This window comes from Kribbella sp. NPDC006257 (genome assembly GCF_040613535.1).
In the GTDB taxonomy this organism is placed as follows: domain Bacteria; phylum Actinomycetota; class Actinomycetes; order Propionibacteriales; family Kribbellaceae; genus Kribbella.
Genome location: NZ_JBEXSJ010000056.1, coordinates 22027 through 42535, shown reverse-complemented (window position 1 = coordinate 42535; position 20509 = coordinate 22027). Strand labels below are relative to the sequence as shown.

The window sequence follows — 20509 nt, the reverse complement described above, 5'->3', positions numbered from 1 at the left end:
AAGTGGTCGACCTGGGCACAAAGATGCCGGGGAGTTGACCCGTCGCTTCTGGAAGCCGGGAGAGGGCCTAGGAGCAGAGGGCGTCAGGCGACGTGCATGCGTTGGTGCTGGCCCCAGCGGGCGTGTTCGGCGAAGGCTTCGTCGTAGGCGTGGATCGCCATCTGGCAGACGTCGCCGGCCATCTGCGCCCGCGGTGACTCAGTACTCCAAGCCAGCATCAGCCGCCGGTGAATCGGGTTGCCGGCGAGCGGCCGCGTCGTCACATCACTCGACAGCATCCGGTACGACGTCGGCGAGATCAGCGCGACCCCTTGCCCACTGGTCACGAACCCCATCAGCACCGAAGTATCAACAGAGTGATGCTCGACCCGCGGCATGAAGCCGGCCTTCTCACAGGCCGCCCGGAACAACACGTGGAACCCACTGTCGTCCGGCGGCTCGCCGATCCACTCCTCATCGGCGAGATCAGCTAGGTCGATCTCCTTGCGATGCCGGGTCGCGACGGCCAGCGGATGATCCGCGGCCATCACCACGTACGCCGTCTCGGACTCCACGATCGTGCACGCCTCGACGCCGGACGGCAGCCGCAGCTCGAAGCCCGGAAACTCCCGCAGCAAGGCGAAGTCCAGCCGCCCGCTCTCCAGTTGCTGCAGCAGCACGCTGGTCGCCCATTCGACCTCGATGCTGACCTGCTCGATCTCCCCGTGCTGACGGAGCCGGCTCGCGATCCCGGACATCGGCGCGGTCGGGAATCCACCGAGTCGCACGGCGCTCGACTCGACGGCGGTCATCGCCGAGACGGTCGCCGACAGGTGGTCGACGTCGACCAGGATGGCGCGAGCGCGATCCACGGCGTACCGGCCGAGTGGGGTGGGCGTGACCCCGGTCCGCGAGCGTTCGAAGAGTTCGCCACCGAAGGCGGACTCGATCCGCTTCAGCTGCGCGGTCAGGCTCGGCTGGCTGACCTTGAGCCAGCGGGCAGCCCTACCGACGGAACCCGCTTCTGCCACCAGGACCACCACCCGCAGGTGGCGCAGCTCGACGTTCATGCGTCGTGACCGTAGTCGAGGTGTGCGCTCAGCACACAGCGGACCCGTGTTGCGGTTTCATCACAGCCAGCAAACTTCCTGTAACGCCCGCCGCGAAATCACGATAAGTCACGTCGCCTCGAGAGTGATCGCCTCTCGGTAACCGAGCTTGCGTCCCGTCTTCAGCAAGGTCCGCTCGTAGATCCGGGCGCCGAGCCGGACGATCAGCACGGTCGCGACGAGCAGGATCGCGATCGCCAGCAACGGCTGCCACAGTGGGACGTCCTCGGTCAGCATCCGGCCGGGCATCGCCATCGACGACGCGATCGGGATGAAGGAGGCGATCTCCTTGGCCCCTCCCCCGGCGAAGGCGGAGAAGAAGAACGGCACCACCAGGATCATCTGACCGGGAAGCGTGGTCGACCCGAGATCCTCCTGCCGGCTCGCCAGCGAACCCGCCACCGCCCAGAGCCCGGCCAGGGCGACGAAGCCGAGCACGAAGAAGAGTACGAACCAGCCCGCCACCGGCGCGACCACCTTCAGGATGTCGCCCTGCCCGGTGGCCAGGAGCCCGATCAGCGACGCGCCGCCGATCACCACGATCTGGGTCAGCGCGAGCACGGTGTTGCCGATCACCTTGCCCCACAGCAGCGCCCGGATCGGGATCGCGGCGGCCAGGATCTCGACCACCCGGCTCTCCTTCTCCTGCACGACGCTCTGCGCGATCATCATGCCGAAGCCCAGCGCGGTCATGTAGAAGACGAGCGCGAGCCCGACGCTGACGAAGTCGGCGAGGCCCCCGGACAACGGCCCCGGTTTCAGCAGCTTCTCCTGCACCTGGGTGTTCGCGTGCAGTTCCTCGGGCGTCAGCCCCTTCTTCGAGGCGTTCTGCTCCATGCCGATGGTGCCGACCGCCTCGCGCACGATCGCCTGCAGGTCGCTGTCGACCTTCTCCTTGCCCACAAGGACGTACCCGTCCGAGCCCGGTAGCAGTGCCGCCTTCACGTCACCGTCGTCGACCAGCCGCTCGGCCGCGTCGACATCCGCCGTACGGCTGACTTCGTAGCTGTCGCCACCCTTGATCGCGTCGGCCGCCTGGACCACCTTCGCGCCTGCGTCGTCCAGTACGGCGATCTTGTCGGGGCCACCGTGACCCGCCACCAGCGCAGGAATCAGTACGGCGGCCAGCACCAGGAGCAGCAGGAATCCGGTCGAACCGAGGAACGTCTTGTCCCGCAGTTTGGTACTGATCTCGCGATGCGCCACCAGCTGCCACGGCCGGGTCAGGTTCATGGTCGGGTTGTTCATCGGGTCGCCTCCCGGAAGACGTCAGCCAGCGCGACCCGTTCGGGTGCGAACTCCAGTACCTGCCCACGACTCATCGCTTCGGCCAGAATCTGTTGCTCCTGGCCCCTTTCCTCGACATCGAACAACGCCGTCGCGCCGGCCACATCGCGCACCGTGATCCCCCGTACGTCGCGCAGCCAGCCGGCGTCGCCGTCCACGACCAGCCGGTACGTCGTACCTGGGCCGGCCGCGAGTTCCGCAACGGGGCCCGCGGCAACCACTTTGCCGCGGGACAGCACCACCAGGTCGTCGCAGAGCCGCTCGACCAGCTCGAGTTGGTGGCTGGAGAACAGCACCGGCACCTCTGGGGTGACCTCGTCGCGGAGCAGGTCCACCATCGCGTCGACGGCGAGCGGATCCAGTCCGCTGAACGGCTCGTCGAGGACCAACGCGATCGGTTCGTGCACCAGCGCTGCGGCGATCTGGACGCGTTGCTGATTACCCAGCGAGAGCGTCTCGAGCACATCGCCGGACCGCTCGCCCAGGCCGAGCCGGCCGAGGATCTTGTCGGTCCGTTCGGCCGCGCGCAGCTCGTCGAGCCCGTGCAGGCGGCCGAAGAACACCAGCTGGTCGCGGATCTTCATCTTCGGGTACAGCCCGCGCTCTTCCGGCATGTACCCGAAGTCGCGGCGCACCGCGGGAGTCAGCGGCGCCCCGTGCCAGCTCACCGAACCGGCCGTCGCGGCCAGCACCCCGAGGATGATCCGCATCGTCGTCGTCTTGCCGGCCCCGTTCGCGCCGACGAACCCGGTCATCCGGCCGGGTCGTACGTCGAAGGTGACGTCGTCCAGCGCGAGGTGATCACCGAACCGCCGGGTCAGCCCAGCAACGCTCAGCATCGTCCACCGTTCCTCTGCTCCAGCGGTTCCGGACACGTCCGGACACTCCCGTTCGGAAGTGCCTCCAACGCTAGTCATCGCGATCCCCGCATACATCGGTCCGCAGTTTGACCCGCCAGATCAACCCCAGGGTGGACCACTCCACCCAGCACGTACCGCAAACGCAGCAGCCCGTACTACGGGCGCCTACGCGCCGACGCCCGCCACCGGGCACTCCGCAGTACGGGCCAACGGCAACCATCAGGCCAGGCAGAACCACCGGCCCAGGCAGAATCCATCGGGCTAGGCAGACTGGTCATCGCCCGGTATGACGAGGCCGCATTCGTAGGCGAAGACGACCGCCTGGACGCGGTCGCGCAGACCGAGTTTGAGCAGCACCCGGGAGACGTGGGTCTTGACCGTCGCCTCGCCCACGAAGAGCGAGTTCGCGATCTCCGTATTCGTCAGACCGCGGGCGATCAGCCCGAGCACCTCCCGCTCCCGATCGGTCAGATCCGCCACCAGATCCGGCCGGTAGACGCGCTCACCACCACCCGTGAACCGCTTGATCACCCGCTGCGTCACCTCCGGCGCGAGCAACGCATGACCGGAATGGACCACCTGGATCGCCTCGACCAGATCCTCCGGCGCGGTGTTCTTCAGCAAGAACCCACTCGCTCCGGCACCGAGCGACTCGAAGAGATAGTCGTCCCGGTCGAACGTCGTCAGGATGATCACCTTCCCGGCGTCGGCGGCGACGATCCGCTGGGTCGCGGCGATCCCGTCCAGGCCGGGCATCTGGACGTCCATCAGTACGACGTCCGGGCGCAGCTGCTCGGCGAGCTGGACCGCCTTCTCGCCGTCGGCGGCCTCGCCGACCACCTCGATGTCGGGCTCGACGGACAGGATCATCCGGAACCCCGCCCGGACCAGATCCTGGTCGTCCACCAGCAGCACCCGCATCGGGGCCGTCTCAGTCATGCCTTCTCCTCGACATCAGTTACATCCTCAACAGACGCTGGTTGGAGCGGGATCCGGGCCCGGACCCGGAAGCCGCCGACCGGCCGCGGCCCGATCTCGCTCTCCCCGCCGAGCAGCCCGACCCGCTCGCGGATCCCGACATGGCCCAGCCGGCTCCCGACCGGCGCGTGTTTCGGCCGCCCGTCGTCGATCACCTCGACCTCGACCGCGGTGTCGCCGATGTACCGCAAGGTGACATGCGCGCTCCGCGCCGTCGAGTGCCGCCGGACGTTGGTCAGCGCCTCCTGGGCGATCCGGTAGACCGATACCGAGATCGTCTCCGGCAGCTGCACCGGCCGCCCGATCTGGTGGAACCCGACCTCGAGCCCTTCTCCCCCGACCGTCGCGACCAACGCCGGCAGCCGGTCCGCACCCGCCTGGGGCTCCTTCGCGCTCGGCGTACCGATCTCGTCGTCCAGATCCGGATCGGCCGCGCGGAGCATGCCGAGCAGCTGGCGCATCTCGTTGACCGCCGTCCGGCTGGAGTTCTCGATCACCGCCAGAGCATTCTTCGCCGCCGACGGATCCTTCTCCATCACGCGCCGAGCACCACCGGCCTGTACGCCGATGCTGCTGATGTGGTGAGCCACGACGTCATGCAGTTCGCGGGAGATCCGGAGCCGCTCGTCGATCACTGCGCGCCGGGCGTTCGCCTGCTGCTGAGCAGCGAGCTCGGCTGCTTGGTGCTCGAGTTCATAGCGCTGCCGGGCAGCTGCCCACGCAGTACGGCCCCAGAAGAAGGCACCGAAGAAGTAGAGAACGTTCAAAGCGATAGCAAGCAGTACATAGGACACGTACGGCGACAGCACGCCCTGCTTGGTGCCCTTGATGGTGTCGTGCTGCAGTGCCTGGACGAAGCCGTAGATGAGCCAACAGAACATCCCGACGAAGACCACGATCATGGTCAGCTTCATCCGGCGCCGGTCCTTCGACCACGCGGCCGCGGCGTACAGAGCCATGAACTGGGAGGCCTGCGTCACCAGGTTGCCGCCGAACGCCCACGGCACCCGCTCGCCCGCAGTGAAGAACAGCAATGACACGGCGAGCAACACGGTCAGCGGGAAACGGCGCCGGAAGCACAGCGGCAGGGCGACAGCAGCACTGAGTACATAGGCCTCGACGCCACCAATGCCGAGATCGACTGCCGCCGGGGACGACCCGCGCGCCAGCTCGGTGCCGAGCAGACCGGCCACCGCCATCCCGAGTCCAAGCAGCAGATCGTGCCGCTGCTCACGCTTGGACGGCCCGGGCCGCAACCACTCAGTGGCCGGTACGCCGTGCGCCGGCGGGGTGCCTGGCTGGGAAACAGCCGCGCCACCGGTCGCAGCGGCCGCCGGGAGGGAGGTGGACATGGTTGACCAGCCTACGGGTGACAGCTCCTGTCCGGTGATTGGCTCCTGTCCGGCGCCGCGTACTCTGGTGGGCGTGACGATCGCCCCAGAAGGACGGAAGCTACTCAGGCTCGAGGTGCGCAACGCGGAGACCCCGATCGAGCGCAAACCCGAGTGGATCAAGACGCGCGCCAAGATGGGCCCGGAGTACACCAAGCTGCAGAAGCTGGTGAAGTCCGAGGACCTGCACACGGTGTGTCAGGAAGCTGGCTGCCCGAACATCTTCGAGTGTTGGGAAGACCGCGAGGCCACCTTCCTGATCGGCGGCGACCAGTGCACCCGGCGCTGTGACTTCTGCCAGATCGACACCGGCAAGCCCGAGGCGCTGGACCGCGACGAGCCGCGCCGGGTCGCCGAGTCCGTGGTGAAGATGGGCCTGCGGTACGCCACCGTGACCGGCGTCGCCCGTGACGACCTGGCGGACGGCGGAGCCTGGCTGTACGCCGAGACGATCCGCCAGATCCACGCCCTCAACCCGGGTACCGGCGTCGAGATGCTTGCTCCCGACTTCAACGCCGTACCGGAGCAGCTGGCCGAGGTCTTCTCGTCCCGCCCCGAGGTGTTCGCGCACAACGTCGAGACGGTGCCGCGGATCTTCCGCCGGATCCGGCCCGGCTTCCGCTACGAGCGGTCGCTGGACGTGATCACCCAGGCCCGCGACTACGGACTGGTCACCAAGTCGAACCTGATCCTCGGGATGGGCGAGACCCGCGAGGAGGTCAGCCAGGCGCTGACCGACCTGCACGAGGCCGGTTGCGAGATCATCACCATCACGCAGTACCTGCGTCCGTCGGTGCGGCACCACCCGGTCGAGCGGTGGGTCCGGCCGGAGGAGTTCGTCGAGATGAAGGAGGAGGCCGAGGAGATCGGCTTCGCCGGAGTCATGTCCGGGCCGCTCGTGCGTTCGTCGTACCGGGCCGGTCGGCTGTACCGTCAGGCTGTGGAGTCGCGGATGACCTCCGCAACGACCGATGCTTAGGTTTTCGCTGAACAACGGACAAAGGTAGAGATGGCCAAGAACGACGCTCCCGCCGAGAAGACCAGCCGGCTCAAGCAGATCCGGTCGGCGTACCAGCTGACCAAGAAGTCGGACCCGAAGATCGGGCTGATCCTCGCCGGGATCTTCCTCGGTGTCGCCGGGATCTTCGCGGTGGTCGGCGTGCTGACCGGCCACCTGCTCGTGCTGCTGCCGCTCGGCGTCGCGCTCGGCCTGCTGGCCGCCACGATCGTCTTCGGCCGCCGGGTCGAGAAGGCGGCGTACAGCCAGATCGAGGGCCAGGCCGGTGCCGCCGCCTCCGCGCTGCAGACCCTGCGCCGCGGCTGGAACGTCACCCCGGCCGTCGCGGTCACCAAGAACGCCGACATCGTGCACCGGGTGGTCGGCCGGCCCGGCATCGTCCTGGTCGGCGAGGGCCAGCCGAGCCGGGTGAAGAACCTGCTGTCGGCCGAGGGCAAGAAGCACACCCGGGTCGCCGGTGGCGCGCCGGTGATCCAGCTCGTCGCCGGCAAGGGCGAGGGCGAGATCGACATCCGCAAGCTCACCAAGCACGTGATGAAGCTGCCGGCCGCGCTGCAGCCGTCGGAGATCACCGACCTGCTCCAGCGGCTGAAGGCGCTCGACGCCGTCCGGCCGCAGGTGCCGATGCCGAAGGGCCCGGTGCCGACCAGCCTCAAGGGCGCCCGGCAGGCCATGAAGGGCCGCTGAGCCGACTTTGACCGGCCCCGTCGATCTCGCATCGGCGGGGCCGCAGCTTTGTAACCGATCGCTCCCGGCGGCGTTCTCTAGGAGTGAGGGTATTTCTGTGTCTGGTGTCGCACTCGTCGAGTGTCCGGCTCAGGACACTGCAGGCCGATCGGCCATAGAGTGCCGCCAGGACAGAACGAGTGGTGGGGGGTAGGTGGAGATGACGGATCTGATGACGGCTGTCCATGAACCGGTGGCCGAGACGTGGCCGACGCTGGTCCGGCCACGCTCGAACCCGGTCCGCCGGGTCGGTGCGCTGGCCGCGATCCGGATGATCGCCAAGGACCTGCCGGCCACGATCCACCTGGACAACAAGTCGTACGGGCTGGGCGGACCCGCGATGCGGGTGCACCGTAGCGCCGCGTTCCTGGACCGGCTCGGTCAGGACGCCGGGTCCGGGTTCGGCGAGGCCTATCTGGCCGGCGACTGGGACCCCGAGCCGGGGACCGACCTGGCCGACCTGCTTGTTCCGTTCGCCGAGCGGTTCAGCAACGACGAGACCCGGCATCTGCTGCCGAAGTGGGCGCAGTCACTGCGCTGGCTGGTGACTCGGACCCAGCCCGGCGAGCAGGAGAACGACCGCGCGGGTGCCCGGGAGAACGTCAGCCGGCATTACGACCTGAGCAACGCGATGTTCGGGGAGTTTCTGGATCCGACTCTGACGTATTCGGCGGCCTTGTTCGGTCCTTCGGCCTTGGAGAATCTTGGCTCCGCGTCGTACGACGAACTCTCACCGGCGCAACTGCGGAAGCTGGACTCGATCCTGGATGCTGCCGGAGTGGTCGCGGGGTCGCGGGTGCTGGACATCGGATGTGGATGGGCGAGCCTGGCGATCCGGGCTGCTCAGCGAGGCGCTTGGGTGACTGCGATCACGATCGCCTCCCAGCAGGCTCTGCTTGCTCAGCGGCGGATCGCCGATGCTGGGGTGAGCGACCGGGTGCAGGTGGCTCTGCGGGACTATCGCGATCAGATCGGCGAGTTCGATGCAGTGCTGAGTGTCGAGATGATCGAGGCGGTCGGCGAGAAGTACTGGCCGGTGTACTTCGACGCGATCGAGCGTCGGCTCGCGCCGGGCGGGGTCGCCGTTGTGCAGGCGATCGTGATGCCGCACGAGCGGATGCTTGCCACCCGCAACACGTTCACCTGGGTGCAGAAGTACATCTTCCCGGGCGGTCTGCTGCCGTCCGTACACGCGATCCAGCAGGTCACCGCGCAGCACACCGGTCTCAAGGCCGACGTACTACGTCACCTCGGCGGCGACTACGCCCGCACTCTCCGCATCTGGCGCAACCGCTTCATCGACCAATGGCCGAACATCGAGGCCCTCGGCTTCGACCACACCTTCCGCCGCATGTGGGAGTTCTACCTCGCCTACTCCGAAGCCGGCTTCCGAGCCGGCTACTTGGACGACGTCCAACTCCTCCTCACCAAACGCTAGCCCGTACGGGGAGAAGCACCCGGAGAGGAAGTAGCCACGCAAGGAGGCGAAAGCGGCCCGGGCGGAGGTGGTGTACCGACGGACATGAGGTGTCCGCTCTCGGGGGCAACGGCTACCAGTATCTCGACCTGACCGCGCTCGGCCGGCAGGAGATCTGGGAGGCCACGCCGAACCCCTCGGTCTTCAGGTCGGCGGACCGAATATGCGGGCGCCTGATCGGTACGACGTCTAGGGTCGGGAGCAGACGTCGACTCCGTGAGGTGGAAATGAGCAGCAGTGCCGATCGACTGGTGAGCTTTGCCGATCTGGTGGTCCGGGTGGGGGTGAACGTGCAGCCGGGACAGGGGGTGCTGATCGGCGCCGACATCGCCCAGCTGGAGGTGGCGCGGGCCGTTGTGGAGCAGGCGTACGCCGCAGGTGCCGGCTGGGTGGAGGTCGAGTGGACCGACGGACCGATCCGGCGTTCGCAACTCACCCATGGGAGCCTCGAGTCGCTGACCAAGGACCGGCCCTGGGCCCTGCAGCGCACGGCCGAGTGGGCCGATGAGGGCATAGCCACGATCGCGCTGGTCGGCCAGCCTGACTCGTCCCTGTTCGCGGGCGTCGACCCCGCGAAGCTGACGGCCGTCCGCAAGGGCGAACAGACCGCCCGGCGGCAGGCCGTGATGACCAACCGGTGGCGGTGGACCGTCGTCGCGGCGCCCAACCCGGGCTGGGCCGCGCAGGTCTATGGCGAACCGGACGTCGAGCGACTCTGGACCGCCGTCAGCAAGGCGATGCGGCTCGACGAGGCTGATCCGGTAGCCGCCTGGCGCGATCGCGCGGCGGTGCTGGGTGCCCGGGCCAAGGCTCTCGACGCGTTGGAGGTCAGCGAGCTCACGTACTCCGGCGACGGAACGGACCTGACCGTCGGCCTGATCCCCGGCTGCCGGTGGACCGGCGGATCGGTCACCGACCCGGCCGGCGTCACCTACATGCCGAACATCCCGACCGAAGAGGTCTTCACCAGCCCGGACCGCCGCCGCGCCGACGGCGTACTGCGGGTCACCAAGCCGGTCGTGATCGCCGGGCAGCTCGTCGAAGGTCTCCGGCTCACGCTCGAAGGCGGCCGGATCACCGAGGTCACCGCCGACACCGGCGCCGAAGTGGCTCGGGCCCAGCTCGACAGCGACGAAGGCGCGCGCAGTCTCGGCGAGGTCGCGCTGGTCGACAAGGAGTCGCGGATCGCGCAGGCCGACACCGTCTTCCACAACACGCTGTTCGACGAGAACGCCGGCTGCCACGTCGCCTGGGGGCAGAGCTTCCCGTTCACGATTCCGGACTGGCAGGACCTGAGCGCCGACGAACGGTTCGAAGCCGGCCTCAACACCGCCACCGTCCACACCGACGTGGTCGTCGGCGGCGACGGCCTGACCGTCACCGCCACCACCCCCACCGGCAAAATCCCGATCCTCATCGACGACGAATGGGTCCTCGCCTGACCGAAGAGTGGGCGCGCAGGCTCGCCCAGGGCGAACCCCTTGGACGAGCTTGCGGTGAGTTTTGGTTCTACGAGGCAATGGGCACCGCTCACTTTCGGCGCCCTGACCGCCGTCCGGACCCTTCCCGCTCCGACCGGCGGCTGAACCTCCAGAGCACCCGCGCCTTCGGGCTCGGGCATCGTTGGTGTTCAGCGGGGCTGGGTACAGGTAGCGAGGACGAACAGGAGGTTTCCCCATGAGTACCAGTCAGGTCAATCCAATGCCGTTCGACGGCCCAAAGCGTGATTCGACCGATCAGGACGAGGTGAATCCGAACTCCGCCGAAGACAGTCCCCTGGCGGAAACCGGTCTACCGGACGCCGACGAGGACCCCAACGACCAACTCCCCCGCGACTGACTGCGGTGCTGCCAACCTGGTGCCTTAGGAGATAGCGCCTCCCCGAGCCGAACAGCCCGTACGACGTGCGTCGGCCGGGCTACCGGCGTACGACGATTGTTTGTGCTGCCTTGTCGTGCAGGCCACGGCGGTCGCGGTCGTAGACGACGGCCGGGATGACCAAGGAGAGCAGCAGCGCGCGGATCGCTCCGCCGAGCAGGCCGACCTGCGCGGCGTACCCGCTGCCGCCCGGCTGGGTGCGGATCACGCGCAGCCCGAGCAACCGGTGACCGATGGTGCCCCCGCCGAGACCGGTCAGGATCGCGGACATCGCGAAGAAGGTGACCAGCTGCGCGGTCCGGAAGTCATTGCCACCGGCCCACATCGGTTTGCCGGTGACGGCCGACGCGATCAGGCCGGCGATCAGCCAGTCGGCGAACAGCGCGACCACTCTGCGTCCCCAGCCGGCCACCGAGCCCGATCCCAGCTCGGGCAGCCCCAGCCGGCTGCCCGGATACCGGAACTCCTCGGTGGGTCCTGCCCCGGATTGCGCGGATGATGCCATGATGCAACCTTAGTGCTCACCGAAACGGGCACGAACTGTGCGGCCGGGGTTCTCACTACCCCCGTGCCGTCGCCAGTGGGTCAGCGCGGACCACGCTGGGCGTAACATCCGCGAAACATTGGGGTCACGGCCGAGTAATCGGCAGGGCCTACGTTCAGAACAATCTCTGAGCCACCCCGAGGAGTACGTATGTTTTCCAGCGCTGAGGAGCTGCTCGCCTACGTCAAGGACGAGGGCATCGCGTTCATCGATGTCCGGTTCTGTGACCTGCCGGGCATCATGCAGCACTTCACCGTCCCGGTGTCGTCATTCGGTCCCGAGGTCTTCGAGGACGGCCTGCAGTTCGACGGTTCGTCGATCCGCGGCTTCCAGCAGATCCACGAGTCGGACATGTCACTGCTGCCCGACCCGACCACGGCCTACGTCGACCCGTTCCGCCGGGACAAGACGCTGATCGTCAACTTCTTCGTGCACGACCCGCTGACCGGCGAGGCCTACAGCCGGGACCCGCGGAACATCGCCCGCAAGGCGCAGGAGTACCTGAAGTCGACCGGCATCGCCGACACCGCCTTCTTCGCGCCCGAGGCCGAGTTCTACGTCTTCGACGACGTGCGGTTCGAGACCAAGCAGAACGAGAGCTACTACCACATCGACTCCGTGGCCGGCGCCTGGAACACCGGCCGGGTCGAGGAGGGTGGTAACCGTGGCTACAAGGTCCGCTACAAGGGTGGCTACTTCCCCGCGCCGCCGGTCGACCACTTCGCCGACCTGCGCAACGACATCACCAAGCACCTCGAGGCCAGCGGCCTGACCGTCGAGCGGGCGCACCACGAGGTCGGTACGGCGGGGCAGGCGGAGATCAACTACCGCTTCGACACGCTGCTGACCGCGGCCGACGACCTGATGAAGTTCAAGTACATCGTCAAGAACACCGCCTGGGACGCCGGCAAGACCGCGACGTTCATGCCGAAGCCGATCTTCGGTGACAACGGCTCGGGCATGCACTGCCACCAGTCGCTGTGGAGCGACGGCAACCCGCTGTTCTACGACGAGTCCGGGTACGGCGGCCTGTCGGACGTCGCCCGCTGGTACATCGGCGGCATCCTGAAGCACGCCCCGTCGCTGCTGGCCTTCACCAACCCGACGGTGAACTCCTACCACCGCCTGGTGCCGGGCTTCGAGGCGCCGGTCAACCTGGTCTACTCGCAGCGCAACCGCTCGGCCTGCATCCGGATCCCGATCACCGGGTCGAACCCGAAGGCGAAGCGGATCGAGTTCCGTTGCCCCGACCCGTCGTCGAACCCGTACCTGGCCTTCTCGGCCCAGTTGCTGGCCGGCATCGACGGTATCCGCAACAAGATCGAGCCCGCGGACCCGATCGACAAGGACCTGTACGAGCTGCCGCCGGAGGAGCACAAGTCGGTGGCCCAGGTGCCGACCTCGCTGCCGGCCGTGATCGACTCGCTCGAGGCCGACCACGACTTCCTCCTCGAGGGCGACGTGTTCACCGGCGACCTGATCGAGACCTGGATCGACTTCAAGCGCGAGAACGAGATCGCCCCGATCCAGCTCCGCCCCCACCCGCACGAGTTCGAGCTCTACTACGACGTCTAAGCAGTACTAGACAATCCACCCGAGTCGCTGGCAGTAACGGCGGCTCGGGTGGATTTGTTTTGTCAGCGGGCGCCGAGTGCGGCTCCTACTTCGGCCAGGCGGTCGGTGTAGACCTTGGCCATCCGGCCGTCCTTGCTGGGGCCGACGTGATCGAGCTCGTTCGGTCAGGCGGTGGTGAGGTCTAGGGCTAGGCAGTTTGCGACGGCTAGGGGTTGGGTGTCGGGGAGGCGGGCTACCAGTACGCTGTGGGCTTGTTCGAAGGGGATGGGGCCGTGGCCCAGTAGTCGGACGGCGGAGACGGTCTCGTGGTCGGCGAGGCTTCGGATGACCGCGCGGCCGTCTTCCGGCCAGGCCAGCTGGAAGGCGTACAGGGTGTCGTCCTTGCGGGTGAAGCGGTAGTCGGAGCTGGTCCACTGCACCCGGTCCTCGGTGAAGCCACGGATGACGACGCCCGATGGCCCTTCGCCGAAGACGCGGAAAGGTCTGGTGCCGTAGATGCCTTCACCTCCTACGCGCATCCAGGCACCGAGGTCGTCGAGCAACTGCGAGCATTCGTCGTCGAGCGAACCGTCCGGCAGCTGTGGCACGTTGAGCAACAGGTTGCCGTTCTTCGACACGATGTCGACGAGCAGCTCGATCACATGTCCTGAAGTCTTGTAGACGTCGCGGACGTTGTAGAACCAGTCGCCGACCGAGGTGTCGGTCTGCCACGGCAGAGCATGGATGCCGGGCGTCTGACTCCGCTCGATGTCCATCACGCCGACCCGGCTCACCTCGGGCCGGCGATCCTTCTGCTGATAGACGGCCTGATTCGTTCCATGAAGACGCTGACTCGTGTTGTAGAGCTGGGTCACCGCTCGCAGCCCCGGTGTATACCCGAGCTCACCGAACGGCAGCGCGCCGTCGGAGTACAGCAGGTCGGGCTGGTAGCGATCGATCATCTCGGTCACCGCCGCGAGCCAGTAATCGTGCCAGCCGGGATCGTCGCAGTACCACGGGTCCGGAACCTCCGTGTCCACTTCCGGGAGGTATCGGCTGTTGTCGAGGTAGAGATCCCGGTCGGCCGGATCGTTCCCGTCGTACGGCACACCGGCGTACGGGCCGTGTTTGTCGCTCCCCTTGTTGACCGCCAGCCAGCCCAAGGCCGCGCCGAGGTGCTCGGTGATCCCGAACGGCAGCCCGCGCTGGTCGGCGGCGGCCTTCCATAACCCCACGATGTCCTTGCCCGGCCCGACCTTCACCGAGTTCCACGGGTTCAGCGACGACTCGTAGTTGAAGAAGTTGTCGTGATGCACGGCCTGCGCGACGAAGTACCGGGCACCCGCGGCGACGAAGCGGTCCATCAGAGCATCCGGATCGAACCGCTCCGCCTTCCATTGCCGGGCGATGTCCTTGTAGCCGACTTGGGAGGGGTGGCCGTACGTCCGCAGGTGATACCGGTACTGGTCGGACCCCTCCCGATACATGTTGCGCGCGTACCAGTCGCCGTACCGGGGCACCGATTGCGGGCCCCAGTGCGACCAGATGCCGAGCTTCGCGTCCCGGAACCAGTCCGGGCACGCGAAGCCTCCCAGCGACTCGAAAGTCGCCTCGAATGCCTGCATCGATTGCTCCCCCACTACTTCGGGATCTTGTCGTAGGCGGTCTGCTGGATCTCCAGGTAGCGCTTCAGGCCGAGGCCGTCGAGTCCCTTGACGTAGGCGTCCCAGTCGCTGTCGATGTTCTTCGAGCCGGTGATGAACTGGAGTGCGTTCTGCTGGACGTAGTTCTCGAGGTTGGTTTGCAGTGTCGCGACCTCGCTCGCCAGGGACGGGTCGATCCACACCTTCCAGAACGGGTAGATCTGCGCCTTGTCCTCGTGGCCGGCATACAACTTCGTTGCGTCGAACAGCTTGCGTTCGTACCCCGCCTGCGAGGTGGCGTCGGTGTCGATGACCTCGGAGTTGCGGTACTTCGCGGTGTTGTTGTACTGCGCCAGCGCACCCCAACCGCTGTTCCGCGGTTTCGACCCGGGCTTCAGGGGAATCTGCTTGAAACTCGGCTTCAGCGACTTGTCGAGCGCCACATCGCCGGGACCGGGTTTGGTCCAGGCCTTGCCCTCCGAGCCGAACTGGCCGTTGTTCTGTCCCTCATCGGTGAAGATGTAGTCGAGCATCTTGATCGCCTGGATCTGCTTCTCCGGTGTGGCCTTCGACGTCAGCACGAACGTGGCGCCGGGAATGCTCGGGAAGACGTAGCTGGCGTAGTTCGCGCCATTCGGACCGGTCAGCGGCGGTACCGCGTCGTACTGCTTGTCCCGCCCGTCCGCCGAACCAATGGTGACGAAGATGCCCGAGTGCATGACGGTGCCCGAGCCGAGGATGACCGAGCCGCCGTGGTTGCCCTGCTGCTGCATCGCGTCCGGGTTCTGCGTGAAGGCGCCTTTGTCGATCAGGCCTTCCTTGTAGAGCGAGTTGATGTACCGCAGGCCTTCGCGCCAGCCGTCCTTGTTCGCCTGGACGTCGACCTTGCCGTTGTTGAGAACCAGTGTGGTGTTGTTGCCGCCGCTGTTGTTCTGCCCTTGCGGGTCGTAGATGAAGGCGTCCATCAGGTACGGGATGAGGCTGTCGCGGAGGTTCGCGCTGAGCGGGATCTCGTCGGCCTTGCCGTTGCCGTTCGGGTCCTGGGTCTTGAACGCCTGGAGCACCTTGCGCAGGTCCTCGGTGGTCTTCGGCTGCTCGAGGCCCAGCTTCTTCAGCCAGGCCGAGTTCATCCACAGCTTGTCCGGGTACGAACAGTGGAAGCAGTCGACCCACTGCGGCATCCCGTAGATCTTGCCGTCCGGCGCGGTCGCCATCGCCTTCCACTCGGGCGTGGAGTCCAGCGCCTTCTTGATGTTCGGCGCGTACTGGTCGATCAGCTGGTTCAGCGGTACGACGACGCCCTGCTTGCCGAGCTTGAGCAGCTCCGCGGTGGTGAACTGGTCGACCCACGGGATCAGCAGGTACAGATCGGGGTAGTCGCCGCTGGCCAGCGAGATCTGCCGCTTCTCCTTCGACGGACCGCCGTCGAACGTCGTGGTCTGCCACTTGATGGTGAGGTTGAACTTCTGCTTCATCAGCTTGGTGAAGTCGTTCGTGGCGAGGTTCGTGTCGGCCGACTGCGGCGCGAAGACGTTCAGCGTGACGTCGGGATTTCCGGTGATCGTCGGCAGCGGCTTACCCTGCTCGTTGTTCGAGCCGCCGCCACCGGAACAGGCCGCAAGCGCGAATGCCAGGAGACTGATGCCGGCGATCCCGGCACGCCTCGTCTTTCTGAACTGTACAGACATGAGGTCCCTCACAGGGTCGAGGTGATGCGGAAGATCAGCCCTTCACGGCGCCGATCAGGATTCCCTTGGTGAAGTAGCGGGCGACGAACGGATAGATCAGCAGGACCGGCACGCTCGCCACCACGATCAGCGAGTACTTGAGCAGGTCGGCCAATTGCTGGCGCTGGATGACCACGGAGGCATCGACCGCCCCACCGCCGGTCGTGTTCAGGATCAAGATGTTGCGCAGCACCAGCTGCAGCGGGAACAGATCCGGGTTCTTCAGATAGATCAGCGCGTCGAAGTACGAGTTCCACTGCATGATCGCGTACATCAGCGCGACCACCGCGATCATCGGTTTGGCCAGTGGGATCACCACCGACCACAGGAACCGCAGGTCGCCACAACCGTCCAGCTGCGCGGCCTCGACCAGCTCCTCCGGGATCGCCGTACGGAAGTAGGTGCGGGCGATGATGACCTGCCACACGCCGATCGCCTGCGGGATGATCAACGCCCACCTGGTATCCAGCAGACCGACGGACTGGACCACCAGGTACGTCGGGATCAGGCCGCCGGTGAACAGCATCGTGAACAAGATGAACGTCATCACGACATTGCGGCCGACCAGCGTGCGGCGCGACATCGGGTAGGCGATCGCGACCGTCATGGTGACGCTGACGATCGTCCCGACCACGGTGTAGAACAGCGAGTTCAGATAGCCCTGGACGATCTGCGGGTTGGCGAACACGGCCTGGTATCCGCGGAGCGAGAAGTCCACCGGCCAGAACAGCACCCGGCCTGACGTGACCGCCTCCGGGCTGCTGAACGAACTCGCCACGATGTACAGCAGCGGCAGCAGGACGACCGCCAGCAGCACCGCCAGCAACAGATAGACACAGAAGAGGAAGATGCGGTCCGTCCGCGGCTCGCGGATCCTCCGGGCCCGCGCCGCACGGCGCTCGAGCCTCTTCCCAGGCAACGTTCTCACTTCAGTCTGAGCGCTCATGACCACAGTCCGTTCCCGGTGATCCGTTTGGCGATCGTGTTGACTCCGAACAGCAGCACCAGGTTGATCACCGAGTTGAACAGCCCGATCGCGGTCGCCATGCTGAAGTCCGCGTTCAGCAGACCCGTCTTGTACACGTAGGTGGCGATGATCTCCGACTTGCTCAGGTTGAGCGGGTTCTGCAGCAGGAACGCCTTCTCGAAGCCGATCGCCATGATGTTGCCGACGGCAAGGACCAGGATGATCACCGCGGTCGGCATGATGCCCGGCAGATCCACGTGCCGGATCCGCTGCAACCTGCTGGCGCCGTCGATCTTGGCCGACTCGTGCAGCGCCGGGTCGATGCCGGACAACGCGGCCAGGTAGATCACCGCGGAGTACCCGGTCGTCTGCCAGACGTCGGACCACACGTAGATGTGCCGGAAGTAGTCCGGGTTGCCGAGGAAGTCGACCGCCGGTACGCCGAAGAGTCCGAGGCCCTCGTTGACGATGCCCAGCCGCGGCGACAGCACCAGGATCGTCATGGAGACGACGACCACCGTGGAGATGAAGTACGGCGCATACGTCACCATCTGCACCGTCTTCTTGAAGAAGCCGGTACGGATCTCGTTCAGCGCCAGGGCCAGGACGATCGCGAGCGGGAAGCTCGCCGCGACTGTGTAGACCGAGAGCACGAAGGTGTTCTTCACCAGGGTCCAGAACACCGGGTTGTGGAAGAACACTTCGAAGTTCTGCCAGCCGATCCACGGGCTCCCCCAGATGCCCTGGATCACGTTGTAGTCCTTGAAGGCGAGCACGGCGTTCGACATCGGGATGTACTTGAACACCACGAACCAGATCAGCGGGACGACCATCAGCAGATACAGGGTCCAGTGGCGCTGCAGACTCCGGCGCAGGCCGGCGACGGTGGTGCGTTCCCGCCGGCGGCGACGCGGCCGCGCCGGCGCTTCGCCGATCGGTGGCGGGATGGTGGTCGGGATTGCTGCCATCGGGGTCCTCCTCCCTGGGCGCCGTCAGCTCAAGCTGAGACGGTGGGTAGTGCCGGCGGTCAGCCGGACAGTGATCCGCTCGTCGCCGAAGCGGATGACCCGCTCCTGGTCGCGATCCGCGGCGAGTGCCAGGTCGATGCCGTCCGGCGACCAGGCGAGATCGGCGGAGACTCCGCCGCGGGCGCGCAGCCCGGTCACCCGGCCGGAGGGCCAGTCGTCCGGCACGGCAGGCATGATCTCGATCTCGCCGGTGTGGCTCTGCAGCAGCATCTCCGCGATGCCCGCCGTCGCTCCGAAGTTGCCGTCGATCTGGAACGGCGGGTGCGCGCAGAACAGATTCGGATACACGCCGGCGCCGCTGCCCACGTAGTCGGTCGAGGTGTCCTCGGCCGGCGACAGGAACGCGCGGACCAGGCGATGCGCCGCCGCGGCGTCCCGGAGCCGGGCCTGCAGGTTGATCTTCCAGGCCAGCGACCAGCCGGTGGCCTGATCGCCGCGCAGGTCGAGCGTTCGCGCGGCCGCGGCCGCGAGCGCCGGCGTACCTTCCGGGGTGATCGCGTCGCCGGGATGGAGGCCGACCAGGTGGGACATGTGCCGGTGGTGCGGGTCCTCCTCCGGCAGGTCCGCGGCCCATTCCTGGAGTTGCCCACGGCCACCGATCGGCGGTCCCGGGATCCGCTTGCGGGCCAGCAGGAGCCGGTCCACGAACGGATCGATCACGCCGAGCAGGCCGGCCGTCTGCGTGCATCGGTCGAACAGGTCCGCGATCAGCGACAGGTCCATCGTCGACGAGATCGTGACCGAGGCAGGCTTGCCGTCGTCGGCCAGATAGTCGTTCTCGGGTGACGTGGACGGCGACGTACCGAGAGTTCCGTCCGGCATTTCGACGAGCCAGTCGAGGCAGAACTCCGCAGCGCCCCGCAGTACAGGCCAGGAGCGGCCGAGGAAGTCCAGGTCGCCCGTGAACGCGTAGTGGTCCCACAGATGGCGAGCCAGCCACGCGCCGGCCATCGGCCAGTTCGACCAGCGCGGGTCGCCCTCCACAGGAAACGTCCAGCACCACGCGTCGGCGTTGTGGTGCGCCGTCCAGCCGCCGCAGCCGTACCGCTCCGCTGCCTGCTGTCCCGCCTCGGCGAGGTGCTCGAGATAGTCGAGCAACGGCTGATGGCACTCCGGCAGCGCGGTCGTCTCGGCCGGCCAGTAGTTCATCTCGGTGTTGATGTTGATCGTGAAGTTGCTGCTCCATGGCGGGCGCAGGATGTCGTTCCAGATGCCCTGCAAGGTCGTCGGCAAGCCACCCGGCCGGGAGCTCGCGATCATCAGATAGCGGCCGTAGTTGAAGATCAGCGCGGCCAGCGCGGGGTCGTCGCCGTGCCGGGTCAACCGCGCATCGGTCGGCAGCTCCGCGACGTCAGCCGGACCGGCCAGCTCGAGCGATGCGCGACGGAACAGCGCCTGGTGGTCCGCGACGTGCTCGGCCAGCAGTACGTCGTACTCGCGGTCCAGTGCCGCGACCACCCGCTCGTCGGCCGAAGCCCAGCATTCCTCCGCTGTCCGCGTCGGCACCGTCGAAGGCCCGTCGTACCCCGTGGCTGTCGAGAGAATCAGGGACAGCTCAGTCGCACCAGTCACGGTCAAGCCGGCTTCGTCTTCGTGCGACTCACCGTCGGTCCGCGCCCGCAGTGCGATCGCGGCGGCCATTCCGCGATCCGCGCCCTCGGAGTACCGGATCGGTTCTGGTACGTCGCGATGTGGCGGCGCCACGTCGGCCGGCGCCTGCAGCAGCAGCCCACCGACATGCGGCCGGGAGTGCAACTTGGATTCGAGTCGCGCCGTCACGCCGAGCGCGCCCGGCGTCGACCCGGTCAAGCGCACGACCAGCACCCCGGCGGGCGCGCTGACGAACACCTCCTGCCGGACGACGACTCCTCCGATCTCGTACTCCGTCACAGCCGTCGCCACGTCCAGATCGAGCTTTCGGCTGTACTGCGTGAGGCCTTCGGCCACCGGTGTGGACCCGTTGACCGTGATGTCGAGCAGCAGATCACCGAGTGGCATGAAGGCCTGCGAGTAGCCGGAATGGAATCCCCCGGCCAGCTCGTGCGCGCGCCGGATGTCACCCGCCGCCAGTGCCGCCCGAACCGCCTGGACGGCGTCCGCGCCGATCGCACCGAGCGGCTCCGAGAGCAGCCGTGCCGTCTCCGGACCGCCGGACCAGCAGGTCTCGTCGTTCAGCCCGATCCGGTCGTGGCCGACGCCGCCGAAGCACATCGCACCGATCCGCCCGTTGCCGAGCGGCAACGCTTCCAGCCAGCGATCGGCCGGGCGGTCGTAGTACAGGCGGTGTGTTCCGGGCCGGTCCGAGCTCACCAGGTTGCTCATGCCAGCATTCCTCCATCAAGA

General features: G+C 67.0%; 17 protein-coding genes. 6 read left to right on the top strand and 11 right to left on the bottom strand.

Features of this window, described 5'->3' with window-relative positions; all coding sequences use genetic code 11:
• Positions 1 to 83 precede the first annotated feature (83 nt).
• The 5 genes from ABZ004_RS38740 to ABZ004_RS38720 form a co-directional block, all read right to left on the bottom strand.
• Positions 84 to 1049 (bottom strand): LysR family transcriptional regulator, encoded by a 966-nt coding sequence (locus tag ABZ004_RS38740; protein ID WP_355687032.1) that lies wholly within the window; start codon positions 1047 to 1049, stop codon positions 84 to 86.
• Between the two features lie 108 nt (positions 1050 to 1157).
• Positions 1158 to 2336 (bottom strand): ABC transporter permease, encoded by a 1179-nt coding sequence (locus ABZ004_RS38735; RefSeq protein WP_355687030.1) that lies wholly within the window; start codon positions 2334 to 2336, stop codon positions 1158 to 1160.
• Positions 2333 to 3214, bottom strand: a complete 882-nt coding sequence (locus tag ABZ004_RS38730) for an ATP-binding cassette domain-containing protein (protein ID WP_355687038.1) — start codon at positions 3212 to 3214, stop codon at positions 2333 to 2335. The genes ABZ004_RS38735 and ABZ004_RS38730 overlap by 4 nt, the downstream gene beginning before the upstream one ends.
• 282 nt (positions 3215 to 3496) lie before the next feature.
• On the bottom strand, positions 3497 to 4174 hold the full coding sequence (locus tag ABZ004_RS38725; protein ID WP_355687028.1) for a response regulator transcription factor: 678 nt from the start codon (positions 4172 to 4174) through the stop codon (positions 3497 to 3499).
• On the bottom strand, positions 4171 to 5565 hold the full coding sequence (locus ABZ004_RS38720; RefSeq protein WP_355687027.1) for a sensor histidine kinase: 1395 nt from the start codon (positions 5563 to 5565) through the stop codon (positions 4171 to 4173). The genes ABZ004_RS38725 and ABZ004_RS38720 overlap by 4 nt, the downstream gene beginning before the upstream one ends.
• 73 nt (positions 5566 to 5638) lie before the next feature.
• Here ABZ004_RS38720 and lipA point away from each other — a divergent pair, with 73 nt between their 5' ends.
• From lipA to ABZ004_RS38695, 5 genes are all read left to right on the top strand, one after another.
• The gene (gene lipA / locus ABZ004_RS38715) at positions 5639 to 6583 is read left to right on the top strand and encodes a lipoyl synthase (RefSeq protein ID WP_355687025.1); all 945 of its coding nucleotides are present in this window, start codon (positions 5639 to 5641) and stop codon (positions 6581 to 6583) included.
• Positions 6584 to 6613: 30 nt separating this feature from the next.
• Positions 6614 to 7309 carry a DUF4191 domain-containing protein gene (locus tag ABZ004_RS38710; RefSeq protein ID WP_355687024.1) on the top strand — a complete coding sequence of 232 codons (696 nt, stop codon included), beginning with the start codon at positions 6614 to 6616 and terminating at the stop codon, positions 7307 to 7309.
• A 199-nt stretch (positions 7310 to 7508) separates the two neighbouring features.
• Positions 7509 to 8786, top strand: a complete 1278-nt coding sequence (locus tag ABZ004_RS38705; protein ID WP_355687022.1) for a cyclopropane-fatty-acyl-phospholipid synthase family protein — start codon at positions 7509 to 7511, stop codon at positions 8784 to 8786.
• Positions 8787 to 8875: 89 nt separating this feature from the next.
• Positions 8876 to 10267 carry an aminopeptidase gene (locus ABZ004_RS38700; RefSeq protein WP_355687020.1) on the top strand — a complete coding sequence of 464 codons (1392 nt, stop codon included), beginning with the start codon at positions 8876 to 8878 and terminating at the stop codon, positions 10265 to 10267.
• 235 nt (positions 10268 to 10502) lie between these two features.
• On the top strand, positions 10503 to 10664 hold the full coding sequence (locus ABZ004_RS38695; protein WP_355687018.1) for a hypothetical protein: 162 nt from the start codon (positions 10503 to 10505) through the stop codon (positions 10662 to 10664).
• Positions 10665 to 10743: 79 nt separating this feature from the next.
• Here ABZ004_RS38695 and ABZ004_RS38690 read toward each other — a convergent pair whose 3' ends face one another.
• A complete protein-coding gene (locus tag ABZ004_RS38690) occupies positions 10744 to 11208 on the bottom strand; it encodes an RDD family protein (RefSeq protein WP_355687016.1) in 465 nt (154 codons plus the stop codon).
• 189 nt (positions 11209 to 11397) lie between these two features.
• Between ABZ004_RS38690 and glnA the strand changes: the two genes are divergently transcribed.
• Positions 11398 to 12822 carry a type I glutamate--ammonia ligase gene (gene glnA, locus ABZ004_RS38685; RefSeq protein ID WP_355687014.1) on the top strand — a complete coding sequence of 475 codons (1425 nt, stop codon included), beginning with the start codon at positions 11398 to 11400 and terminating at the stop codon, positions 12820 to 12822.
• 164 nt (positions 12823 to 12986) lie between these two features.
• Here the strand turns inward: glnA and ABZ004_RS38680 are convergent, their stop codons facing one another.
• From ABZ004_RS38680 to ABZ004_RS38660, 5 genes are read right to left on the bottom strand one after another with little or no spacing between them, the layout of a single operon-like run.
• On the bottom strand, positions 12987 to 14426 hold the full coding sequence (locus ABZ004_RS38680) for an alpha-L-fucosidase (RefSeq protein ID WP_355687012.1): 1440 nt from the start codon (positions 14424 to 14426) through the stop codon (positions 12987 to 12989).
• A gap of 14 nt (positions 14427 to 14440) precedes the next feature.
• Positions 14441 to 16132: an ABC transporter substrate-binding protein gene (locus ABZ004_RS38675; protein ID WP_355687010.1), complete on the bottom strand. Its 1692-nt coding sequence runs from the start codon at positions 16130 to 16132 to the stop codon at positions 14441 to 14443.
• 34 nt (positions 16133 to 16166) lie between these two features.
• Positions 16167 to 17117, bottom strand: a complete 951-nt coding sequence (locus ABZ004_RS38670) for a carbohydrate ABC transporter permease (protein WP_355687008.1) — start codon at positions 17115 to 17117, stop codon at positions 16167 to 16169.
• Entirely contained in the window at positions 17114 to 18106 is a 993-nt protein-coding gene (locus ABZ004_RS38665; protein WP_355687006.1) for an ABC transporter permease subunit, read from the bottom strand. The genes ABZ004_RS38670 and ABZ004_RS38665 overlap by 4 nt, the downstream gene beginning before the upstream one ends.
• 24 nt (positions 18107 to 18130) lie before the next feature.
• Positions 18131 to 20488, bottom strand: a complete 2358-nt coding sequence (locus ABZ004_RS38660) for a glycoside hydrolase family 95 protein (RefSeq protein ID WP_355687004.1) — start codon at positions 20486 to 20488, stop codon at positions 18131 to 18133.
• Positions 20489 to 20509: the final 21 nt, after the last annotated feature.